The organism is Polystyrenella longa (assembly GCF_007750395.1).
Classification (GTDB): domain Bacteria; phylum Planctomycetota; class Planctomycetia; order Planctomycetales; family Planctomycetaceae; genus Polystyrenella; species Polystyrenella longa.
The window spans coordinates 5,135,841-5,153,118 of record NZ_CP036281.1 but is presented as its reverse complement, the minus strand read 5'-3'; the positions used below and the strand labels follow the sequence as shown (position 1 = coordinate 5,153,118).

Sequence of the window (17,278 nt, the reverse complement as noted above, 5' to 3'; positions counted from 1 at the left end):
ATGCCCCCCCCCGCTTATAACCTTCCCATGACTGAGTCTTTTCTAAATGATCTCGATGATCCACGCTTGGAGCCGTATCGAGATCTGAAACTGACCAACCAGTCTCGCCGCCAGGAAATATTCGTCGCCGAAGGCCGGTTTGTCGTGGAGCGTTTGCTGCAGTCCGACTTCCCAATCGAGTCGGTGCTCGTCAGCGAGAAAAAACGGCATCTCTTCCCGGAAGAATATCTTGATCGCGTTTCACTGATGGTGCTCCCTCACGAATTGATGCAATCGTTGGTGGGGTTCGACTTTCATCATGGTTTTCTGGCTTGCGGACTTCGTAAACAGGAACAGAAACTAGCAGAGCCTGAACCAGGACGCCGCAGTTTGCTTCTCGCATGTCCTCATATTGCAGACCCGGATAACCTGGGGACGATGATTCGTTTAGCTCGCGCTTTTGGTGCGGATGCCTTGCTGGTGGGGGACCAGTGTACGGATCCTTTTTCCAGACGTTCCATTCGCGTCTCGATGGGAAATATCTTTTCCCTGCCCATCATCCAACCTGCCGATCTTCAGGAGACGTTAAAAGGGTTGAAAACCGAGTGGGAATATGAAGTCGCCGCAACCGTTTTGGATGATCGCGCTGAGCCTCTGATGGAGGAATCTCGTGCAGAACGATTGATTCTGATATTTGGAAATGAAGCGACTGGTCTCGATCCACGCTGGCTGGAAATCGCGGATCGGCAAGTGACGATCCCAATGGATGAAGGAACCGATTCCCTGAATGTGGCCCTTTCCGCGGGGATTTTCCTGTATCATTACACTCGCGTCGCTCGCTAACTGTACACCAGCGGAAGTGATCAGTTTCTTCCTGTGAAGAATCTTTAAAGGGCAAGCATTCGCTAGTTTTTTCAGCACAGTCAATCCGTTAAGATAAGCAGGTCGTCCCTCCATTTCCATTAAACTGGTTTCGTCTTCACCGTCGCTAATGTAAGAACTTGCGGCTCACACTGGTGTAACGGACCTTGAAGAATGATCTTGGGAAAGAAAACAGACCTTATGCCTGCTGCTGATATCGAACAACGTCTTGCATCTGCGAATCAACAACACCTGCTGAAATGGTGGGGTGAACTAACCGAGGAACAACAGGCGACGTTCCAGAATCAGCTCGAATCGATTGACTTCGAGCTGATCAGTCGACTCCTTGATAAGGGAGCAGGCGAGGATGAAGAGCCTCTGTCTGAGAAAGCCCAACGAGCCACTCCGCCACGGAACCTGGTCCGGTTAGCCGACCTTGAAAACAACTTTGATCTGGCAGTCGAAGCAGATAAAAAAGGTCGCGAATTGCTCGCCGCTGGTAAGGTCGGTGTCGTGCTCGTCGCGGGAGGGCAGGGGACCCGGCTTGGGTTTGATCAGCCCAAGGGGATGTATCCAATAGGTCCGGTTACGGATCGAACTCTCTTTCAAATCATGTTTGAACAAGTCCAGGCGCGTTCTCGTCAAGCCGGAAAACCAATTCCTTACCTCATCATGACGAGTGACGCGACCGACGCCGAGACTCGGAGTTATCTGCATTCTCAAGACTATTTCGGGCTCGATGAAAAGGATGTCCTTTTTTTCAAACAGGGAACGATGCCCGCGGTTGACGACCAGACAGGAAAACTGTTGCTCGCTGAAAAGGGAGCCCTAAGTGTCACTCCCGATGGTCATGGAGGGATGCTGGGAGCCTTATTGAAAGCAGAACTCTTCGAAGAACTGGAAAAACGGGGAATCGAATATCTGTACTACCATCAGGTAGATAACCCGACGGCGACGATTGCGGATCCTCTTTTCCTGGGGCTGCATGCCCTTCGGGAATCGGAACTGTCGACCAAAGTCATTGCCAAGGTCGACGCGGCTGAAAAAACCGGTGTGGTTGTTGATGTCGACGGCGAAACACAAATCATTGAATACAGCGATATGCCGACAGAAGTGTCGGAGAAGCTGAACGACGATGGAAGTCTAACGCACTGGGCCGGGAATACTGCGATTCACGCCTTTGATGTCGCGTTCCTCAAACGGATCGCCGAGTCCGCCGACGGTTTGCCCTTCCATGTCGCTCACAAGAAGGTCGCTTACCTGGGAGAGAATGGTGAACTCGTCTCTCCCTCTGAGCCAAACGCGTATAAATTTGAACGCTTCATTTTCGACGCCCTTCCCATGGCAAAAAACGCCCTCGTATTAGAAGCGGATCGGATGAAGGAATTCAATCCTGTCAAAAATGCTGATGGAAATGACTCGCCCCAAACCTGCAAAGCAGCGCTGACGATCATCGCTATGGATTGGTTAACGACTGCGGGGGCTGAGATTGCGTCAGATACGACGATTGAAATCAGTCCCTTGTTCGCCGTTGAACCAGCAGACTTGGATGGAAAAATCGAACCCGGAACTCGCTATTCCGGCGAGGTGATCCTCAAGTAAAGTCCGGACTGTTGACTGATTGGGAAGAGAGCGGAGGCTACTGTTCGCCGCCAACTTCATTCATGTCGAGATGACGCATTTTGCGGTACAGGTTGGAGCGATGCAGTCCCATCAGGCGGGCTGCTTCGCTCATGTTGCCGTTGACTCGTTTCACCGATTTACGGATGAATTCGCGCTGAAAGGAAGAAGTTGCATCGTTCAGACCCAGCTCGAGGAAGGGCTCGTTCTGAAGCGATTCATCCGGGCTGAGAATGAATGCCAGGTCTTCCGCTTCGACTTGGTCACCATTGGCGAGGAACGCGACCCGTTCCATCAGGTTGCGTAATTCGCGAATGTTACCGGGCCAACTGTGAGACTGCATCCGCAGACGCGCTTCACTCGAAAGACGGAGTTCTGGACGACGGGCCTGTACCGAGAACTGTTTCAGAAAGAACTGGGCCAGTGGGAGGATGTCTTCCGGCCGATCCCGTAACGGGGGCAGGTGCTGGGTGACAACACTCAGGCGATAGTAGAGGTCTTCCCGGAATTTCTTTTCCCGAACAGACTCCAGCAGATTGGCGTTCGTGGCGGCGACGATTCGCACGTTAATTGGAATATTCTGCGAGCCACCTACGGGCGTGACTACTTTCTGTTCCAGTACCCGCAACAGCTTGGCCTGGCCACCCAGACTCATGTCGCCGATTTCATCGAGGAAGATCGTTCCTCCTTCTGCGAGTTCAAATTTGCCCTTCCGATTTTCGCTGGCATCGGTGAAGGCTCCCTTGATGTGGCCGAAGAGTTCGCTCTCCAATAATGTTTCGGCAATCGCGGCACAGTTCACGGCGACGAAAGGATGTTTGGCCCGTGGACCGAGGTAATGGAGAGAGGTCGAAACGACTTCCTTACCCGTTCCACTTTCACCCAGAATCAATACGGGCAGGTCAGTGGCGGCTAGACGATCGACGGTATTCCGTAAGGCTTCAATCGCCGGGCTCTCTCCAATGAGACGAACCCCTCTGGTGACCTGTTCTTCCAGGTTAGCCCGGCTACGGGTGAGTGTTTCATGCTCTTTCGTGTTCACAATTGCGGCAGCCGCATGGGGGGCGATGCGCAACAGAAATTGCTCATCGGCAGCAGTGAAGAGTCCTTCGTTCTTGTTGATAACTTCAAAAGCCCCAATGATTTCGTTGTCACTTCCCCGCAGCGGCACGCAAAGCAGGTTGCGCGTCTGGTAGCCACTGGTTTTATCGACTTTTCCGTGGAAGCGTTCGTCGTGAGAGACGTCATCGACGCGGATGGTCCGACCTGAATGAATGACTTCACCCACGATACCGACGTTGTCAGGCAGACGCAGGGTGTTTCCTTCCACTCCCAATGCAGGGCAGGCAGTGATTTCGCTGCTCTCTTTGCTCCAGACAAAAATACTCGCCCGGTCGCAGTCGACCAGCTCAGTGGCACTTTCGGCCAGGTATTCGAGCAGCTTTTGTGTTTCATGAATCATGGGCAACCGGGAGACAACTTCCAGCATTTTCTGTAGCTGGAAAATTTCATCACCCAGGCTGTCACCACTGTTGATCAATTGGAGACAGTGTGAGAGAAAACGGCCACAGGCGACGGAACTCTCGAGCATGCTGGAGTCGACCCGATTACCCTCCATGACGAGGACAAGCGAATTTCCGGCGCCCATTTCCAGAGGAACCATCAGGGAGGGAACTGTTCCCTGAGCGTTGAAGCTGGATTCGCCCCGATCGAGGATTTCCTCAAACTGACGCAAATCGGGCTCGTCGCTTCCGGCCCGGCCTAATTCAGTCAGTAATTTCCATTTGGGAGTGCGTTGCCAGAGGCAGATTCGCTGAGCGGAAAATTCAGTGGCCATCTCCGGGAGAAGTTGTTTGAGGAACTCATCGGAAGTGGAAGAATCGCAAAGGAATTGCAGCATGCGGTCGCAGAACTGGACGATCGAGCCCAATTGCTCCATCTCGCTGTTCCATCTTAAACTTCGCCAGCTCATCCAACGGGGGGAACCAGATTGTGACATGAAGGGGCCAATCCTGACGTCTGAAGATCGCGAGTGGTTACCAACTGGATAACTAAACGACTCGCTAAGATTCGGTTTCATCTTAGTGTGTATCACAATGATATCATCCTTCTGGTTGTTGAGAAGTCAAACCCGTGAGAAATCCGACGCGGCCTGTGAATCAGAAGTCTGGTTGCTGTATCCTACTATAGGTTTTTATTATGCGTAGACTCCCCAGCGTCGACTTGGTTCCAATGTTCGGGCTGAACGAATCGGATCGATAACAGTTGTGCGCTGATATTGTGCTCTGATGAAGGCTTCATTTCCAATTCTGCCTCTTAAGTTGCGAACTTAGGGTTCCAGATAGGTGTCCTGTCGGGAATTCGGACAGCGAATTCATCGTCTCTGGCCCTTGGAACGGTTGACGGGTTCGGCCTGTGAGGGGATGATGACTCGTTTCCGGAAGAGTAAAAATAGCCTCGTTTATGAGAATCATTCGTGCCAACGACCACGGCATGGAGGCGTAAAATATCCATCAAAACATCCAGCAGAGACTCCTCCACCCAGCATTGATCGAAAGTAGACAAGATGACCGACCCACAGTTGAATAAATTTAGCGCTCAAATCACTCAACCTCGCTCTCAGGGTGCGTCTCAGGCCATGCTATACGGCACCGGCATGACAGAAGAGGACATGAACAAAGCCCAGGTCGGGATTTCCTCGGTCTGGTACGAGGGCAACACCTGTAACATGCACCTGAATGACCTCGCTGCTAAGGTCAAAGAAGGTGTGACGGCTGCCGGGTTGGTCGGCCTGCGCTTCAACACGATCGGCGTCAGTGACGGAATCTCAATGGGAACCAGCGGTATGTCCTACTCGCTGCAGTCTCGCGATTTGATCGCTGATTCCATCGAAACGGTCATGGGAGCCCAATGGTACGATGCTAACATCTCTCTCCCGGGTTGCGACAAAAACATGCCCGGTTGTCTGATCGCCATGGGCCGATTGAATCGTCCTTCGCTGATGGTTTATGGGGGGACTATCAAACCAGGTTGCTTCAATCAGAAAAAACTCGACATCGTGTCTGCCTTCCAGGCCTATGGCGAATACCTTTCGGGGTCGATCTCTGACGAAGAACGTAAAGAGATTGTGAAGAAAAGTTGTCCTGGTGCAGGTGCCTGCGGTGGAATGTACACGGCGAACACGATGGCCTCCGCCATTGAAGCGATGGGAATGACCTTACCCTACAGTTCCTCTATTCCGGCTGTCGATCCTCGTAAGATTCAGGAATGTTTAAACGCGGGTGCCGCCATTCGCACGCTGCTGGAACTCGATTTGAAACCACGCGACATCATGACCCGCGAAGCGTTTGAAAATGCCATGGTCTTGACGATGGCCCTGGGGGGATCGACCAACGCCGTATTGCACCTGATCGCCATTGCTCGCTCGGTCGAAGTCGATCTGACGATCGATGACTTCCAGAAAGTCTCCGATCGCATTCCCTTCATCGCCGACCTGAAACCGAGTGGTCGTTATGTAATGGAAGACCTGCACGATATTGGGGGAACCCCTGCCGTGCTGAAATTCCTGTTGGAAAATGGTTTGATTAACGGTGATTGCAAAACAGTTACCGGTCGGACATTAGCCGAGAACATTGCTGATCTGCCCGGTCTGCCGGAAGATCAGGACCTGATCCAGCCGCTCGACAAACCAATCAAGAAAACAGGTCACCTACAAATTTTGCGAGGCAACATGGCTCCGGAAGGATCGGTCGCCAAAATTACTGGCAAGGAAGGTCTTGTCTTCAATGGAACGGCTCGCTGTTTCGACTCCGAAGAACTGATGTTAAAAGCGGTGGAAGACAAAGTCGTGCAGAAAGGGGATGTGATCATCATTCGCTACGAAGGGCCCAAAGGGGGACCGGGCATGCCGGAAATGTTGACTCCCACCTCGGTCATTATGGGAGCCGGACTCGGCAACGATGTGGCTCTGTTGACGGATGGTCGTTTCTCTGGTGGTTCCCACGGATTTATTGTGGGGCACGTCACTCCAGAAGCACAGGTCGGTGGACCAATTGCTTTGGTTGAAGATGGAGACAAGATTACTGTTGATGCTGAAAAGAATGAGATCAACATTGATGTTACTGATGAAGAGCTTCAGAAACGTCGAGACAAATGGACGGCTCCTCCGTACAAATACACTCGCGGTACGCTTTACAAATATATCAAGAACGTGAAAACCGCTTCCGAAGGTTGTGTTACGGACGAGTAATACGGATTCGTCTTCCAACGGACATTACGTATTCTTCAATTGCGCCTCGGATCGGAAAGTTGTTGTCATGTCGGAACCCCTTAATTTCAAACAGGAAATAACCTGCGTCTTCGGTCATCCTGTCGCGGAAAACCCCACGCAAGCGATGATTGAAGCCGCATTCCAGCATCACAACCTGGAATGGCGATACCTGACGATCGAAGTTTACCCTCAAGATCTCGAAGCCGCCGTGGCCGGGATGAGGGCGATGAACTTTCGGGGGGGGAATTTGACTATTCCACATAAGGTCGAAGTGATTCAGTACCTGGACCGGGTCAGTGAAGCCGTTTCTGTGATGGGAGCGGTGAACTGCATCATTCGAGATGGGGATGAACTTGTCGGCGACAATACTGATGGGAAAGGGTTCGTCGAATCGCTGAAGTCGGTGACGAATCCGAAGGGCAAATCAATCGTAATGTTCGGTGCGGGCGGAGCGGCCCGCGCGATGGCGGTGGAAACCGCGTTCGCAGGGGTCACGAAAATCACCATCGTGAATCGCTCTGTAGAACGAGGCGAAGCACTCGCCAAACTGATCAACGATAAAACCGACTGTGCAGCGGAATTCGTCAAGTGGGACGGGGACTATCAGGTTCCCGCTGGGACGGATATCGTGATTAACTCGACTTCGATCGGCCTCTATCCTGATGTCGATGCCAAAGTTGCTGTGGATCTTTCGACGCTCACTCCAGAGATGGTCGTTGCCGATGTCATTCCCAATCCTCCGCGAACCTGGCTGATGAAAGAAGCCGAAAAGATCGGCTGCACCACGCTTGATGGTCTTGGCATGCTGGTCAATCAGGGTGTCATCGGATTCAAGCTCTGGACGGGAGTAGATCCGGACACCAGCGTCATGCGGAAAGCGTTGGAAGACGTCTTCGAGGCGTAATCGCTTGGCCTGTTGTAGTGCTGCCTCCCCAGGGCGGGTTTAATGCTAGCTGGTTTAATCTTCAGTGGGTGGTGGTGTATTGCCCTGCACGTAAAACTGGCTCAAATCGAAATCGTCTTTGGCTTCCGATTCGAGGAGCTGCATTCGCTGTTCTAAACGGAGTAACCGTTGTTCCAGGGCGGGGTGAATAGGCGATTCAGTTGTCTTCGTTTGGAGACGCGGGACCTTGGGATAATTCAACTGCCTCTGCAGGGCCGAGAACATATACAGCGGATCTTTCCCTTGATTCGCTTTAGCGATCCGGCCTTCCTGTTTACTGAAGAAGATGGTGTAGCTTGGTTTAAAGTCAGGTTCCCGGCTGCGGTGCCGTCGCTCATCGACGTAATGTTCCGACCGAAAGTAGATCAAATCGCTGAAGTCATGTTCTCCCAACTGAAACCGAATTCGGCTCAGCCAGAGTTTCCAGTCTTCGTCGAAAGAGGGATCTTGCGAGATCGCCAGCATTCCGGCGTCATAACCCATTCGGTTACGGGCCAGACATTCGAACTGATATATAAACAGGCCAGGCCGCGTCGGACTTTCCGACATGTATTCCGCCAGTTTGTGCAGGATGTGCAATGCGATTGAGATGTCGAACCGGGAGATATCGTCTTCGGCTCGGTCCATCACATAGGTTTGAAAAGGGGTGAAGTAGTGAGGAAGCCGCTTCATGCCATCGCTGATTTTCCCCTTCAGCAGGATTTCCCCAGTCAGGAACTCGATCGCCTTGGGGAGATTGGTCGTCGTCAGTAGCTCTTCGCTGATGCTTGCCAGAATTTCCTGTGCAGGCAGATTATTGGTCAGGCGTTCGCTGTAACTTTTGAAGAAATACGCCTGTTCGACATATTCTTCGCGGTCCAGAACGATAGCTGAGGAAGAGGACATAATGGACGGTGTTCCCACGGAAGAGGAAAAGAAGTTCCGTTCTATTGTATCAGACAGTCCTTGATCACGCTCAATCCCTGTCATGCAAATTTCAGCCGCTGTCAGTTAAAAAGAGGAAGCTATAAAAAAAGGCCACCCCCAGAGTACGGCAATTACCAGGGGTGACCTACATTCAAACGGAAGAACACGTTTGAAGTACGATAGTGAATCGTGCTTAGCTGTGTGGAGTAATTAACTCCACTTGAATCTCTTGTGTGACGGGTGCGAACTGGTTCGCCTTCACGACCTCTACCGTCTCGACACAAGTGGTAACGTGGTATTTCGGCAAAACTTCCGTTCGCAGATATCCGAGAATTGTTTCGCAAACGGCGAAAGGCACAATCACTTCGATTCGATACTGGTTCGGATTAGAGTCGTCATCGTTAACGAGTTGCGTCAGCCCTTTTCCGGTGCAGGGGAACGTGGTGTAACCGGTCGCTCCGCAACGGACGAACTCGTTCTCCAGCATTTCCCGTAGTGACTCATCCGCTACTACGGTAATCCGTTTAACGGTTGCCAAGCCTCGCTTGCGAGCGGCGTGCGCGTTTTCAGTGAAAGGTTGGAGTGTGTCGAGACCTCGGACTTCGAAGTGAAGACCTTCCTGCTCGAATGTTTGTTCCATTTCCTCCAGTTTTTCCATGACGCTATGATCAACCAGTTTAGCATTGGAGACATCGATGATCAGGTTTCGCCGTTGTACCAGGCCAATCTGTTCAATCTGACGGCGGAAGGGAATCCAGTTGCTGAAGACAGCCGACTGATGGGCGACAATCAGGCTCGTGTTTTCATCCACATTCTGCACTTCAAGAAACGGTTTGAAGAGTGAGTTCAAAGCGACTCCATTGAGAACATGAATGGTCATTTTGAGTAAAATTCCGATAATGATCCCGATAAGCAGGTCGGTCGCCAGTACCGCCACCAGTGTAGTGACGAAAATCAACAGCTGTTCTTTTCCGATTCGATAGACGTTCATGAACTCGGTCGGATGGGCAAGTCGAGTTCCTGTGTAGACCAGCATCGCAGCGAGGGCGGCGTTGGGAATCAGGTGTAAGAACATGGGGATAAAGGCCACACAGAGCAGCAGGAAGAGCCCGTGCCACATATCGGCGAAGCGGGTGCGGGCACCGTTGTCGATATTGGCCCGGGATCGAACAATCTCGGAGATCATGGGAAGACCACCGACGAACGCGGCACAGCAGTTACCCACGCCCACCGCGAGCATGTCTCGGTCCAGGTTTGTTTTTCGTTTCCAGGGGTCGAGTAAATCGACAGCCTTGGCACTCAGGAGAGATTCAAGACTACCGATGATGAAAAACATGAAGACCCATTTCCAGGCGAAGGGCTGCTTTAACGCAGTGAAGTCTGGAAAGGTAATGTCCTTCATCATGCCGAACATCTCACCCGGCATGTCAACGAGGAAATGATCGTCCAGGTGATAGGTATTGCTTCCCAAGACGTAGTCATGTTCGCTGGTCAGGTTGAAATACATTCCCATGGGGATTGCGACAGCCAATACGATGATCGGGCTGGGGACCTTTTTTAAACCGCTAACTTGTTTACCGGCTAACGGCCAGAGAAACATGATGGCAATACTCGTGAGACCGATCGCGGCAATGGCCGGATTCATCTGAGTAAAGTACGTCGGTATTTCTTGCATCATATGCAAGGGCGAACCCGAAGCGGCTACACCCAGTGCGACTGGAATCTGTTTGACAATGATGATGACGCCAATGGCGGCCAGCATGCCGTGCACGGCGGAGGCGGGGAAGAATTCGCCAAGAATTCCTGCCCGAAAGATGCCAAACAGAATCTGGAATATGGCCGCGACCACACCGACAGCCAAGGCGGCTTTGTAAGCCATTGCATCCGCTTCCGTCCAACCGCCCGTCATACCATTGCCACCGAACTCCTCGATGCAACCGATGACGATCACAATCAAACCAGCCGCAGGCCCTTTGATGGTGAGTTCGCTGTTACTGATGAAGGTGGTGACTAAAGCCCCAATGATCGCCGTAAAGATACCGGCAATGGGAGGAAACCCACTTGCGGAAGCGATCCCCAGGCATAACGGGAGAGCGATCAGGAAAACCAGAAAACCGGAAATGAGATCTTTCATGAAGTACTGAGAAAAACCGGCAGCATTTCCCTTAGGTTTCGGTTGACCATTGTTTGACGTCGTGGGCATGGGCGGGTTCCGGTAAAGGATTCTATTCAGAAAGAAAGGAACAGTATTTGAGTGAATTGAAATCAAACTCTCGGAGAGATCTTCAACTGAATATCAAGGAGTAATTAACATGGTGGAGATTGCGGGACGGTTTTCGTGGGTGAGTCTGTTTTGATAGTCCTGTTGAGTGGGAGCCTGTTCCCAGTCGTTAGTGATTTGTGTTTGTCGATTCAGATTTTCCTGGCGCCGAGTCATTAACGATTTCGCCGCGTGATACCGGGATTCGACACCCGGCTGCGGGTACAGGCCGCCTCCCAGAATGAGCGCCGCTAATACAAGCACCGCAATTCGCTCAGCCGGTCTTGCTTTCAATGTTAGAGTTGTCGTAATCGTGTTACCTGTGAATATGCGGAAGTAGGCAGAGAGAATCGCGATGCCATTCAATGCGGCGGCGATCACGACGAACGTACCTACGAGAGGGTAAACGTCGACGGCTCCTTCGATCAGAAGTTCGGTACCGATGAAGCCGATGGTTCCGGGAAAGCCGATGGAGGCGAGACCTGTGATCATGAAGAAGGCGGCCAGGATGGGCGTGTGTTCGTATAACCCCTGGTATTCAGCAAGTGAAATTCGACCACGTCGGGCTTCGACGCAGCGTAAGGTCAGTCCAAAGCCAGCCAAGGATAATCCGACTGACAACCAGACACACAGTGCCCCCGTTAATCCTACAGATGTCGCCAGTTCCAATCCGACAAGGACCAGCGAGGAGTGGCTGAGAAACAAATAACAGAAGAACCGGCGGGCTTCCTGTTGGATCAACGCCATTCCTCCGGCGTAGACCGCAGTTACCAGCGAGACTACGGCGATACTCTGTAACGCCCAGTCAGGGGCGATTGGCAGAATAAGACGCATCACCAGGTAAGCCCCCGTCATGGGAGTGACGTAGAGCAGAGCGGTTCCGAAGGTCACTTTTTCAAACAGGTCGGTGATCCAGCAATGCAGCGGCAATACGCCAGTTCGTACCAAGGCTGCGGCAGTCAGAATGGCTCCGGCAACTGTTGTCATGAAGACGCTCGTCGATAGATCGAGCGTGAGTTGACCAACGATCATCAGGACGACAAACAGACTCATATGCAATGTATAAGCACGGGTGGATCGTGAACGAGATTTCATTTCAACCCACGGAGGAATCGTGGCGACGGAGAGGAGTGCAATCACGCCCCAAGGTTCGCGGCAGCTTAATGTCGCGAGAAGAATACATTCAGAAAAGAGTGTCCAGGAAAACGAGAACCGGTTTACTTTAGTACGTAAGGTCGACAGGACCGTCATGAAGTACAGCAACGCCCCCAGCGGTAACAGGGGAGCACTCAACTCGTCGACGACAAAGATGTTGCGGCCAAACAAGGTCGAAATCAAATCCCAGTGATCGTGGGCTTCGTACGTTTTCAGACTGATAAAATCGATCCATTCTCCGCAAGAAAAAACAAACGTAATTGCGGTGATAGCAATACTGAAACGTCGTGCACGTTCCGGATTACGAATCGTGCAGAGCCAGCAGGCACCCAGGAGTGGCAGCAGGATTGATAGTTCGAGCCAGGGTAGATGGAGTTCGGGCATCATAGGTAGTCCTCCGGTGAAAAGGGCTGCGGTCTTAACTCCTCGGATTCCCGCGAGTCTCCACCAGAAAGGAAATCTGTCCATCGACGTTCGAGCGAATCACACCACTGGAAAAAAAGAGTGAAAGGACGGACCAGATACGCGAACAACAGCGTGTCGAGAAAACCTCGCTCTAAAGAGTATCGATAAAACCAGTAACGGGTCTTTTCCGTTGTAAAGCGATGCCAGAACGACTGTTCACGGGGAAGATGCGATCCAATCGCGTTTTCCATTTCGTGATAATCCTGAAGCAAAGAAGGAGCTCGCAGTAATTGCAACGTTCGTAAACAGGCATGGCCAATGATGTGGATCAACGCCAGATAACGGAAGCCGAGTCCGATTTCGACAACAATAATGCCGACCTGAGTTAACGAAGCAAATGCGAGGGCACTTTTGACATCGGATTGAACCCGGGCTGTGATGGCTCCATAAATTGCGGAAAGCAGTCCAATCAAAATGACCGCTCCACTCAGAATCGGAGAGACTTCCAGCAAGGGGCTGACACGCAACAGTAGAAACGCTCCCAAATGAACGGATAGGGAACCGTAGAAGACGGCACTCGAAGGTGTCGGGCCTTCCATCGCTCGCGGTAGCCATTCGGAAAAGGGAACGAGAGCCGATTTTCCAGCAGCGGCGACCAGTAACAACAGGCCCACGATGAGGGCGTGCGACTCGGAGATGTTTGCCGTCCCTTCCGGCCAGGGGCCCGTTCCCATCAGGCTCTCGAAGTCGCCTGCTCCCGTAAGGTGATGTAAGGTAATCGCGGCGACCAGGAAGGCGGCATCGGCGATTCGATAAACGGACCAGACCCGCAATCCATTCCGTATCGGGTTGACTCGTTCATGAAAGAAGGCGACCAGGAGTGCAGAGGACAGACCGACCAGTTCCCAACCCAGAAATAACGATTCAATCGTCCCAGCCAACGAGGAGACAACCATGCCCAGCATGAACAGGGCGTAGAAGTTGAAGAAACGATTGAAACCGGGCTCACGATGTAAGTAACGAGAAGTGAATGCCCCAATCGTACCGCAGAGCACGTAGGTCAGAATCACAAAGGGAACGGAGAGTCGGTCGAAGACGAATTTCAGATTGAAATGGAAATGTTCCTCATCAATCAGGACCCAGTTTCCAATTTCGATCGGAACATGCCGCAAGTCGTACAGCAACATTAAAGCTAAGACAGAGACGGCCGAAAATAGCCCGAATAAAACACAGACTTCAGTCAGACGTGACAGTACTCTTTCGCTGAGTGGAAAACCGAGCAATGTCGACAGACCAAACACGAACAGCAGTATCGCAGGACAGGCGATAACGCAGGTTCCGAATATTTGTAACAGTAAATCGAGGGTCATCGGTTATCGATCAATAGAAGGGGAAACTAAATATGTCCGGTGGGCGGCGACAAATCCAATTTCAGGAAACGGTTGTCTGCGATGGTGGAGCGGAAATCGACGCGAAGCCGAGATGATCTCGCCAGCCTCGATACCACTTGCAGGAAGAATCGACCGTCGGAAGGTCGGTCGACTCCGGTTGGTAGTCAGTAAATTGATGATCGCGGTAGTGCTGAATTCGACCGGTCTCTGGTTCGAATATTGCCAGCTGTACCCAACCTCCGTTGACGAGTTGTTTGATTCCTGCGTTCTCCTCGATAATCCGTGACATGACTTCTACGGTCGATTCAATGACGAAGAGATTTCGCATCGGTTCGTGGATTTCAACCATCTGGGCCGACAGCCCGGGACGTAAATCGCTGGAAGCTCCCGACATCACCCCGAGGAGTGAGGCGACATTATGCGGTAGTTTGGAACCACAGCCATAACCTTCGACGTCCACTGTGGAGAAGTAATATTCCAGGCTGATACCGGCACAAACAGGAATCACGGCCTGCAAACTCCGCTCCAGAATGTGTCCTTCGGCATCGTCGGTGGATGGGTCATAGGAAGAGAGGAATGCCCGGCGGTCGACAAACAGACCGCGACTCCACTCTCTTCTTCCAACGAAGGTCAGGGCGTTCGTCGCATGGTTATATTCAGGACGAACCTGAGACAGGTCCTGTGCCCGGGTTTCGACATGCTTTAATGCTTCTTCAAAGGAGCTATCGAGTTCGGCCGATTCAAAGCGGCGACAACGTTCGTGTGCATTCCGTTTGCGAGCCACGTTGATCTGATCGCGAGCATGTTCGAAATTTTTTCGATGACCCACGGGAATGGCGTCCAGATCGAACCAGGTAATGGAATCGTCACACGTGTTGTGGTAACAGCCGACGTACAGTGTGCCAGCAGGGATCAGGAAGTCACGTTGTTTCAGAATTTCTCGGACCCTGTTGTCGTTGGCCATCTTGGCGAAGGCGCGGGCATTCGGACCGCCCCGGCTACCGCTGCAAGCTCCGCAGTTATAGGCCGATTCATGAGGGTTGTTGATGCTACCGGAGCCGTGACCGCAGATGATGATCAGGTCGGAATATCGCATTGAACTGGTTAAGCCGATGGCCCTCATGCCGCCTTCAACGATATTTGCCATCTCCTCAATCGTGTAACCATGAGTATGGCCATCATCTGTCGAGTCTTGAGGGGCCCGTTCTAATCGTAGTTCCGTGAACCTCGTTTCGACCATTTTTCCATACAGCTTGCGGAACTGAGCAGTGCTTCTGGGGAACAGGATACGAGCGACGAGTGGAAACGCGGCGAGAGATCCCATCAGGCCAGTAAGCAAGCCACCAAGAAGTGAACGTGAGCCCCGGTGGGTCTGGTGAGTCAGCAGGCCAATCCGGCGGCGAGTTTCCGCACGACGACGATCTTCCTGCTGTAACGAGTACAGCGGAGTCTCTTCCACATAATGTTTGGGCTTGATGGTGTTTGGACAAAGTGGCTTGTAATGGGCATCGGATGAACCACGGTAATACATGGCGACGCCATAAAATCCCGCGAGTCCGAATGTCTCACAGGCTGGTTCGACTTCTTCAAGATGTCGTCGGAATGATTCTTCACGGTCGTCAATACAACACAAAATCTGGAAGGACGCTTTCTGGTCTTCTTTTGTTGTTTCTGATTCTTTCCGTTTACGCCGGTGATTGATCAACGCGTCTAATGTATCGTTGCGGTAACGACGCTCGTAGGCTTGATGAAACAGGCGGCGTCGTTCAAAACTTGAAAAAGCATCGATCTCTCTTAAGAGAATCAACCATTGCGAATCGTTGAACTGGTACAGGTCTTCCGGTTTCCAGCCACAGACCTGAGCGAGTTGGAAAACCACGAATGCTTTCTGTATCACCTGGTCGGGGTCAAGTCGAGAAATTCGTTTTAGAGCGTCGGTTCGGACTTCATTCAAAGGACCCTCAAAGTGCAGCTGTTCTCTGGAAACCTCTTCAATGGCAAGTCGATCGAGCATCAAGCGGATCGCCAGCAGTTCCACCAGACTGCCTTTGGGGGCCGGGTGCGGCATCCATTCAGCTTCTGTTTCCATCTGCCACACCATCCCGAACCAACCCCGCAAAGCGACGACAGATTGAGTAAGGAACTCTTCTCGTTCCTCCTCTCTAACGCCCAGCAGTTGGAGCGATTCTTCGATTGATTCGAGGGGATCCAGATTCTCTTCGAGTAATCTCGAAGATTCCCGCTGTAGATTCTGATACCAGTCGACTGGAGGTGCAAAGGGTTTACCGTACAGCTGTAAAAATGATTTGTAGATACCCCGCTCACGATGGGGAAGATGCCAGTCAGCAAATCCCTGGTCAAGAAATGCTGAGCAGAATCGAATTAACAGATCATGTACTCGAAGATCAGTGTCTTCTCCGGTGGCCTCCAGCAGTAAATTGCGATGACGAGGCAGATGGATCTCTGGTAGAGGTGCGTGCGCCAGTTGTTTTTCTACATTTTTTACACCGGAGTAACAGATATTCCACAACGAGTTCAACAGAAAAGATTCCCAGTTCTTGTCCGTCCAATGTTCCATGCTACGTTGCGTGAACCGACCCATATTTTCCGAGAGCAAGTTCGCCTTATTGCCCACACTGAAGACTTCTTTACGATCCCGCATGATCCAATGACGGGTTGATTCAATCAGATGCGTCCGTGTGGCGTTCGGTACGTCTGATCGGAACTGTCGTAATGCATCGGTTTCCGCGATCACCCAGTTCAGCTCGGCTGGGTCTCCGTCGTAGAGACGGTTCCGTAACATCGCCAGTCGAAGCTCAAACCGCATCACGGAAGCAATTAAGGGTTGGTCTGCTTCTTCCTTCAGTTCCTCCCTTAGGACGGCTTCGAGATCACTCGTGCGAATTCGATCTCTCTCGAATTCTTCCCGATACTTTTCTTCGGATAAGTACGCGTGGCAGTTCCAGAGTTCGCCCCCTTTACGGATTCCTTCTTCGAAGGGACGCTGTTCAAAAGCGTGAAGAGTATTGTGGTGAACGAAAGCGGTGATGGGTCCTTGCGACGGAAGCAGGTGTGCTGCATGTTCAATTTGATGTTGAAGATCGGCCAGTCGATGAGGTCGAACATCGGACTCGGTCGTGAAATGATTGTCCTGAGTAGTGGATGTCACGTTCAACGAATCTTTCATCGAGAGTGCTGGGGATCAGTAACCGGCGAGTTTGGCTTCAGCGTGGAAAGGAGAACGGCAGGTGAAAAGAGGAACTCAACTAAATCAGGTTAGAGGACAGGGGTGTCCGTGGCGGGCTTATCGATAATCGGGATAGATACGGAGCGGAATCCTTCCCGAACCTTACCGACAAAGGCAAGACTCATGCCAAAGTTGACCTCGCTACCGAGTGGTCAAGCAGCAATAGGTAGGGAGACCCATCAGAGTAAGTAGTACAGTCTCAAAAAGCCTTATTCTGAACGTCGATCGTGAGAGATTTATC

Annotated in this window: 10 protein-coding genes; 4 read left to right on the top strand and 6 right to left on the bottom strand. The window is 51.8% G+C overall.

Features of this window, described 5'->3' with window-relative positions; translation table 11 throughout:
- Positions 1-822, top strand: coding sequence for a TrmH family RNA methyltransferase (locus tag Pla110_RS19085; RefSeq protein WP_144998169.1), 822 nt, complete (start codon positions 1-3; stop codon positions 820-822).
- A 219-nt stretch (positions 823-1,041) separates the two neighbouring features.
- Complete coding sequence (locus Pla110_RS19080) at positions 1,042-2,442, top strand: UTP--glucose-1-phosphate uridylyltransferase (RefSeq protein ID WP_197440298.1); 1,401 nt, start codon at positions 1,042-1,044, stop codon at positions 2,440-2,442.
- A gap of 37 nt (positions 2,443-2,479) precedes the next feature.
- On the opposite strand, the gene Pla110_RS19075 is transcribed toward Pla110_RS19080, so the two are convergent.
- Positions 2,480-4,459 carry a sigma-54 interaction domain-containing protein gene (locus tag Pla110_RS19075; RefSeq protein WP_144998165.1) on the bottom strand — a complete coding sequence of 660 codons (1,980 nt, stop codon included), beginning with the start codon at positions 4,457-4,459 and terminating at the stop codon, positions 2,480-2,482.
- Between the two features lie 567 nt (positions 4,460-5,026).
- On the opposite strand from Pla110_RS19075, the gene ilvD reads away from it, so the two are divergent.
- Together ilvD and aroE are read left to right on the top strand one after the other, a co-directional pair.
- Positions 5,027-6,709: a dihydroxy-acid dehydratase gene (gene ilvD, locus Pla110_RS19070; RefSeq protein WP_144998163.1), complete on the top strand. Its 1,683-nt coding sequence runs from the start codon at positions 5,027-5,029 to the stop codon at positions 6,707-6,709.
- A 67-nt stretch (positions 6,710-6,776) separates the two neighbouring features.
- Complete coding sequence (aroE, locus tag Pla110_RS19065) at positions 6,777-7,634, top strand: shikimate dehydrogenase (RefSeq protein WP_144998161.1); 858 nt, start codon at positions 6,777-6,779, stop codon at positions 7,632-7,634.
- Between the two features lie 54 nt (positions 7,635-7,688).
- On the opposite strand, the gene Pla110_RS19060 is transcribed toward aroE, so the two are convergent.
- From Pla110_RS19060 to Pla110_RS19040, 5 genes are all read right to left on the bottom strand, one after another.
- Positions 7,689-8,558 carry a hypothetical protein gene (locus Pla110_RS19060; protein ID WP_144998159.1) on the bottom strand — a complete coding sequence of 290 codons (870 nt, stop codon included), beginning with the start codon at positions 8,556-8,558 and terminating at the stop codon, positions 7,689-7,691.
- A 214-nt stretch (positions 8,559-8,772) separates the two neighbouring features.
- A complete protein-coding gene (locus Pla110_RS19055) occupies positions 8,773-10,782 on the bottom strand; it encodes a SulP family inorganic anion transporter (protein ID WP_144998157.1) in 2,010 nt (669 codons plus the stop codon).
- Between the two features lie 93 nt (positions 10,783-10,875).
- The gene (locus Pla110_RS19050) at positions 10,876-12,378 is read right to left on the bottom strand and encodes a proton-conducting transporter transmembrane domain-containing protein (RefSeq protein WP_144999768.1); all 1,503 of its coding nucleotides are present in this window, start codon (positions 12,376-12,378) and stop codon (positions 10,876-10,878) included.
- Positions 12,378-13,769, bottom strand: a complete 1,392-nt coding sequence (locus tag Pla110_RS19045) for a proton-conducting transporter transmembrane domain-containing protein (RefSeq protein WP_144998155.1) — start codon at positions 13,767-13,769, stop codon at positions 12,378-12,380. The genes Pla110_RS19050 and Pla110_RS19045 overlap by 1 nt, the downstream gene beginning before the upstream one ends.
- Positions 13,770-13,830: 61 nt before the next feature.
- Entirely contained in the window at positions 13,831-16,959 is a 3,129-nt protein-coding gene (locus tag Pla110_RS19040; protein ID WP_231742622.1) for a DUF2309 domain-containing protein, read from the bottom strand.
- Positions 16,960-17,278 lie beyond the last annotated feature (319 nt).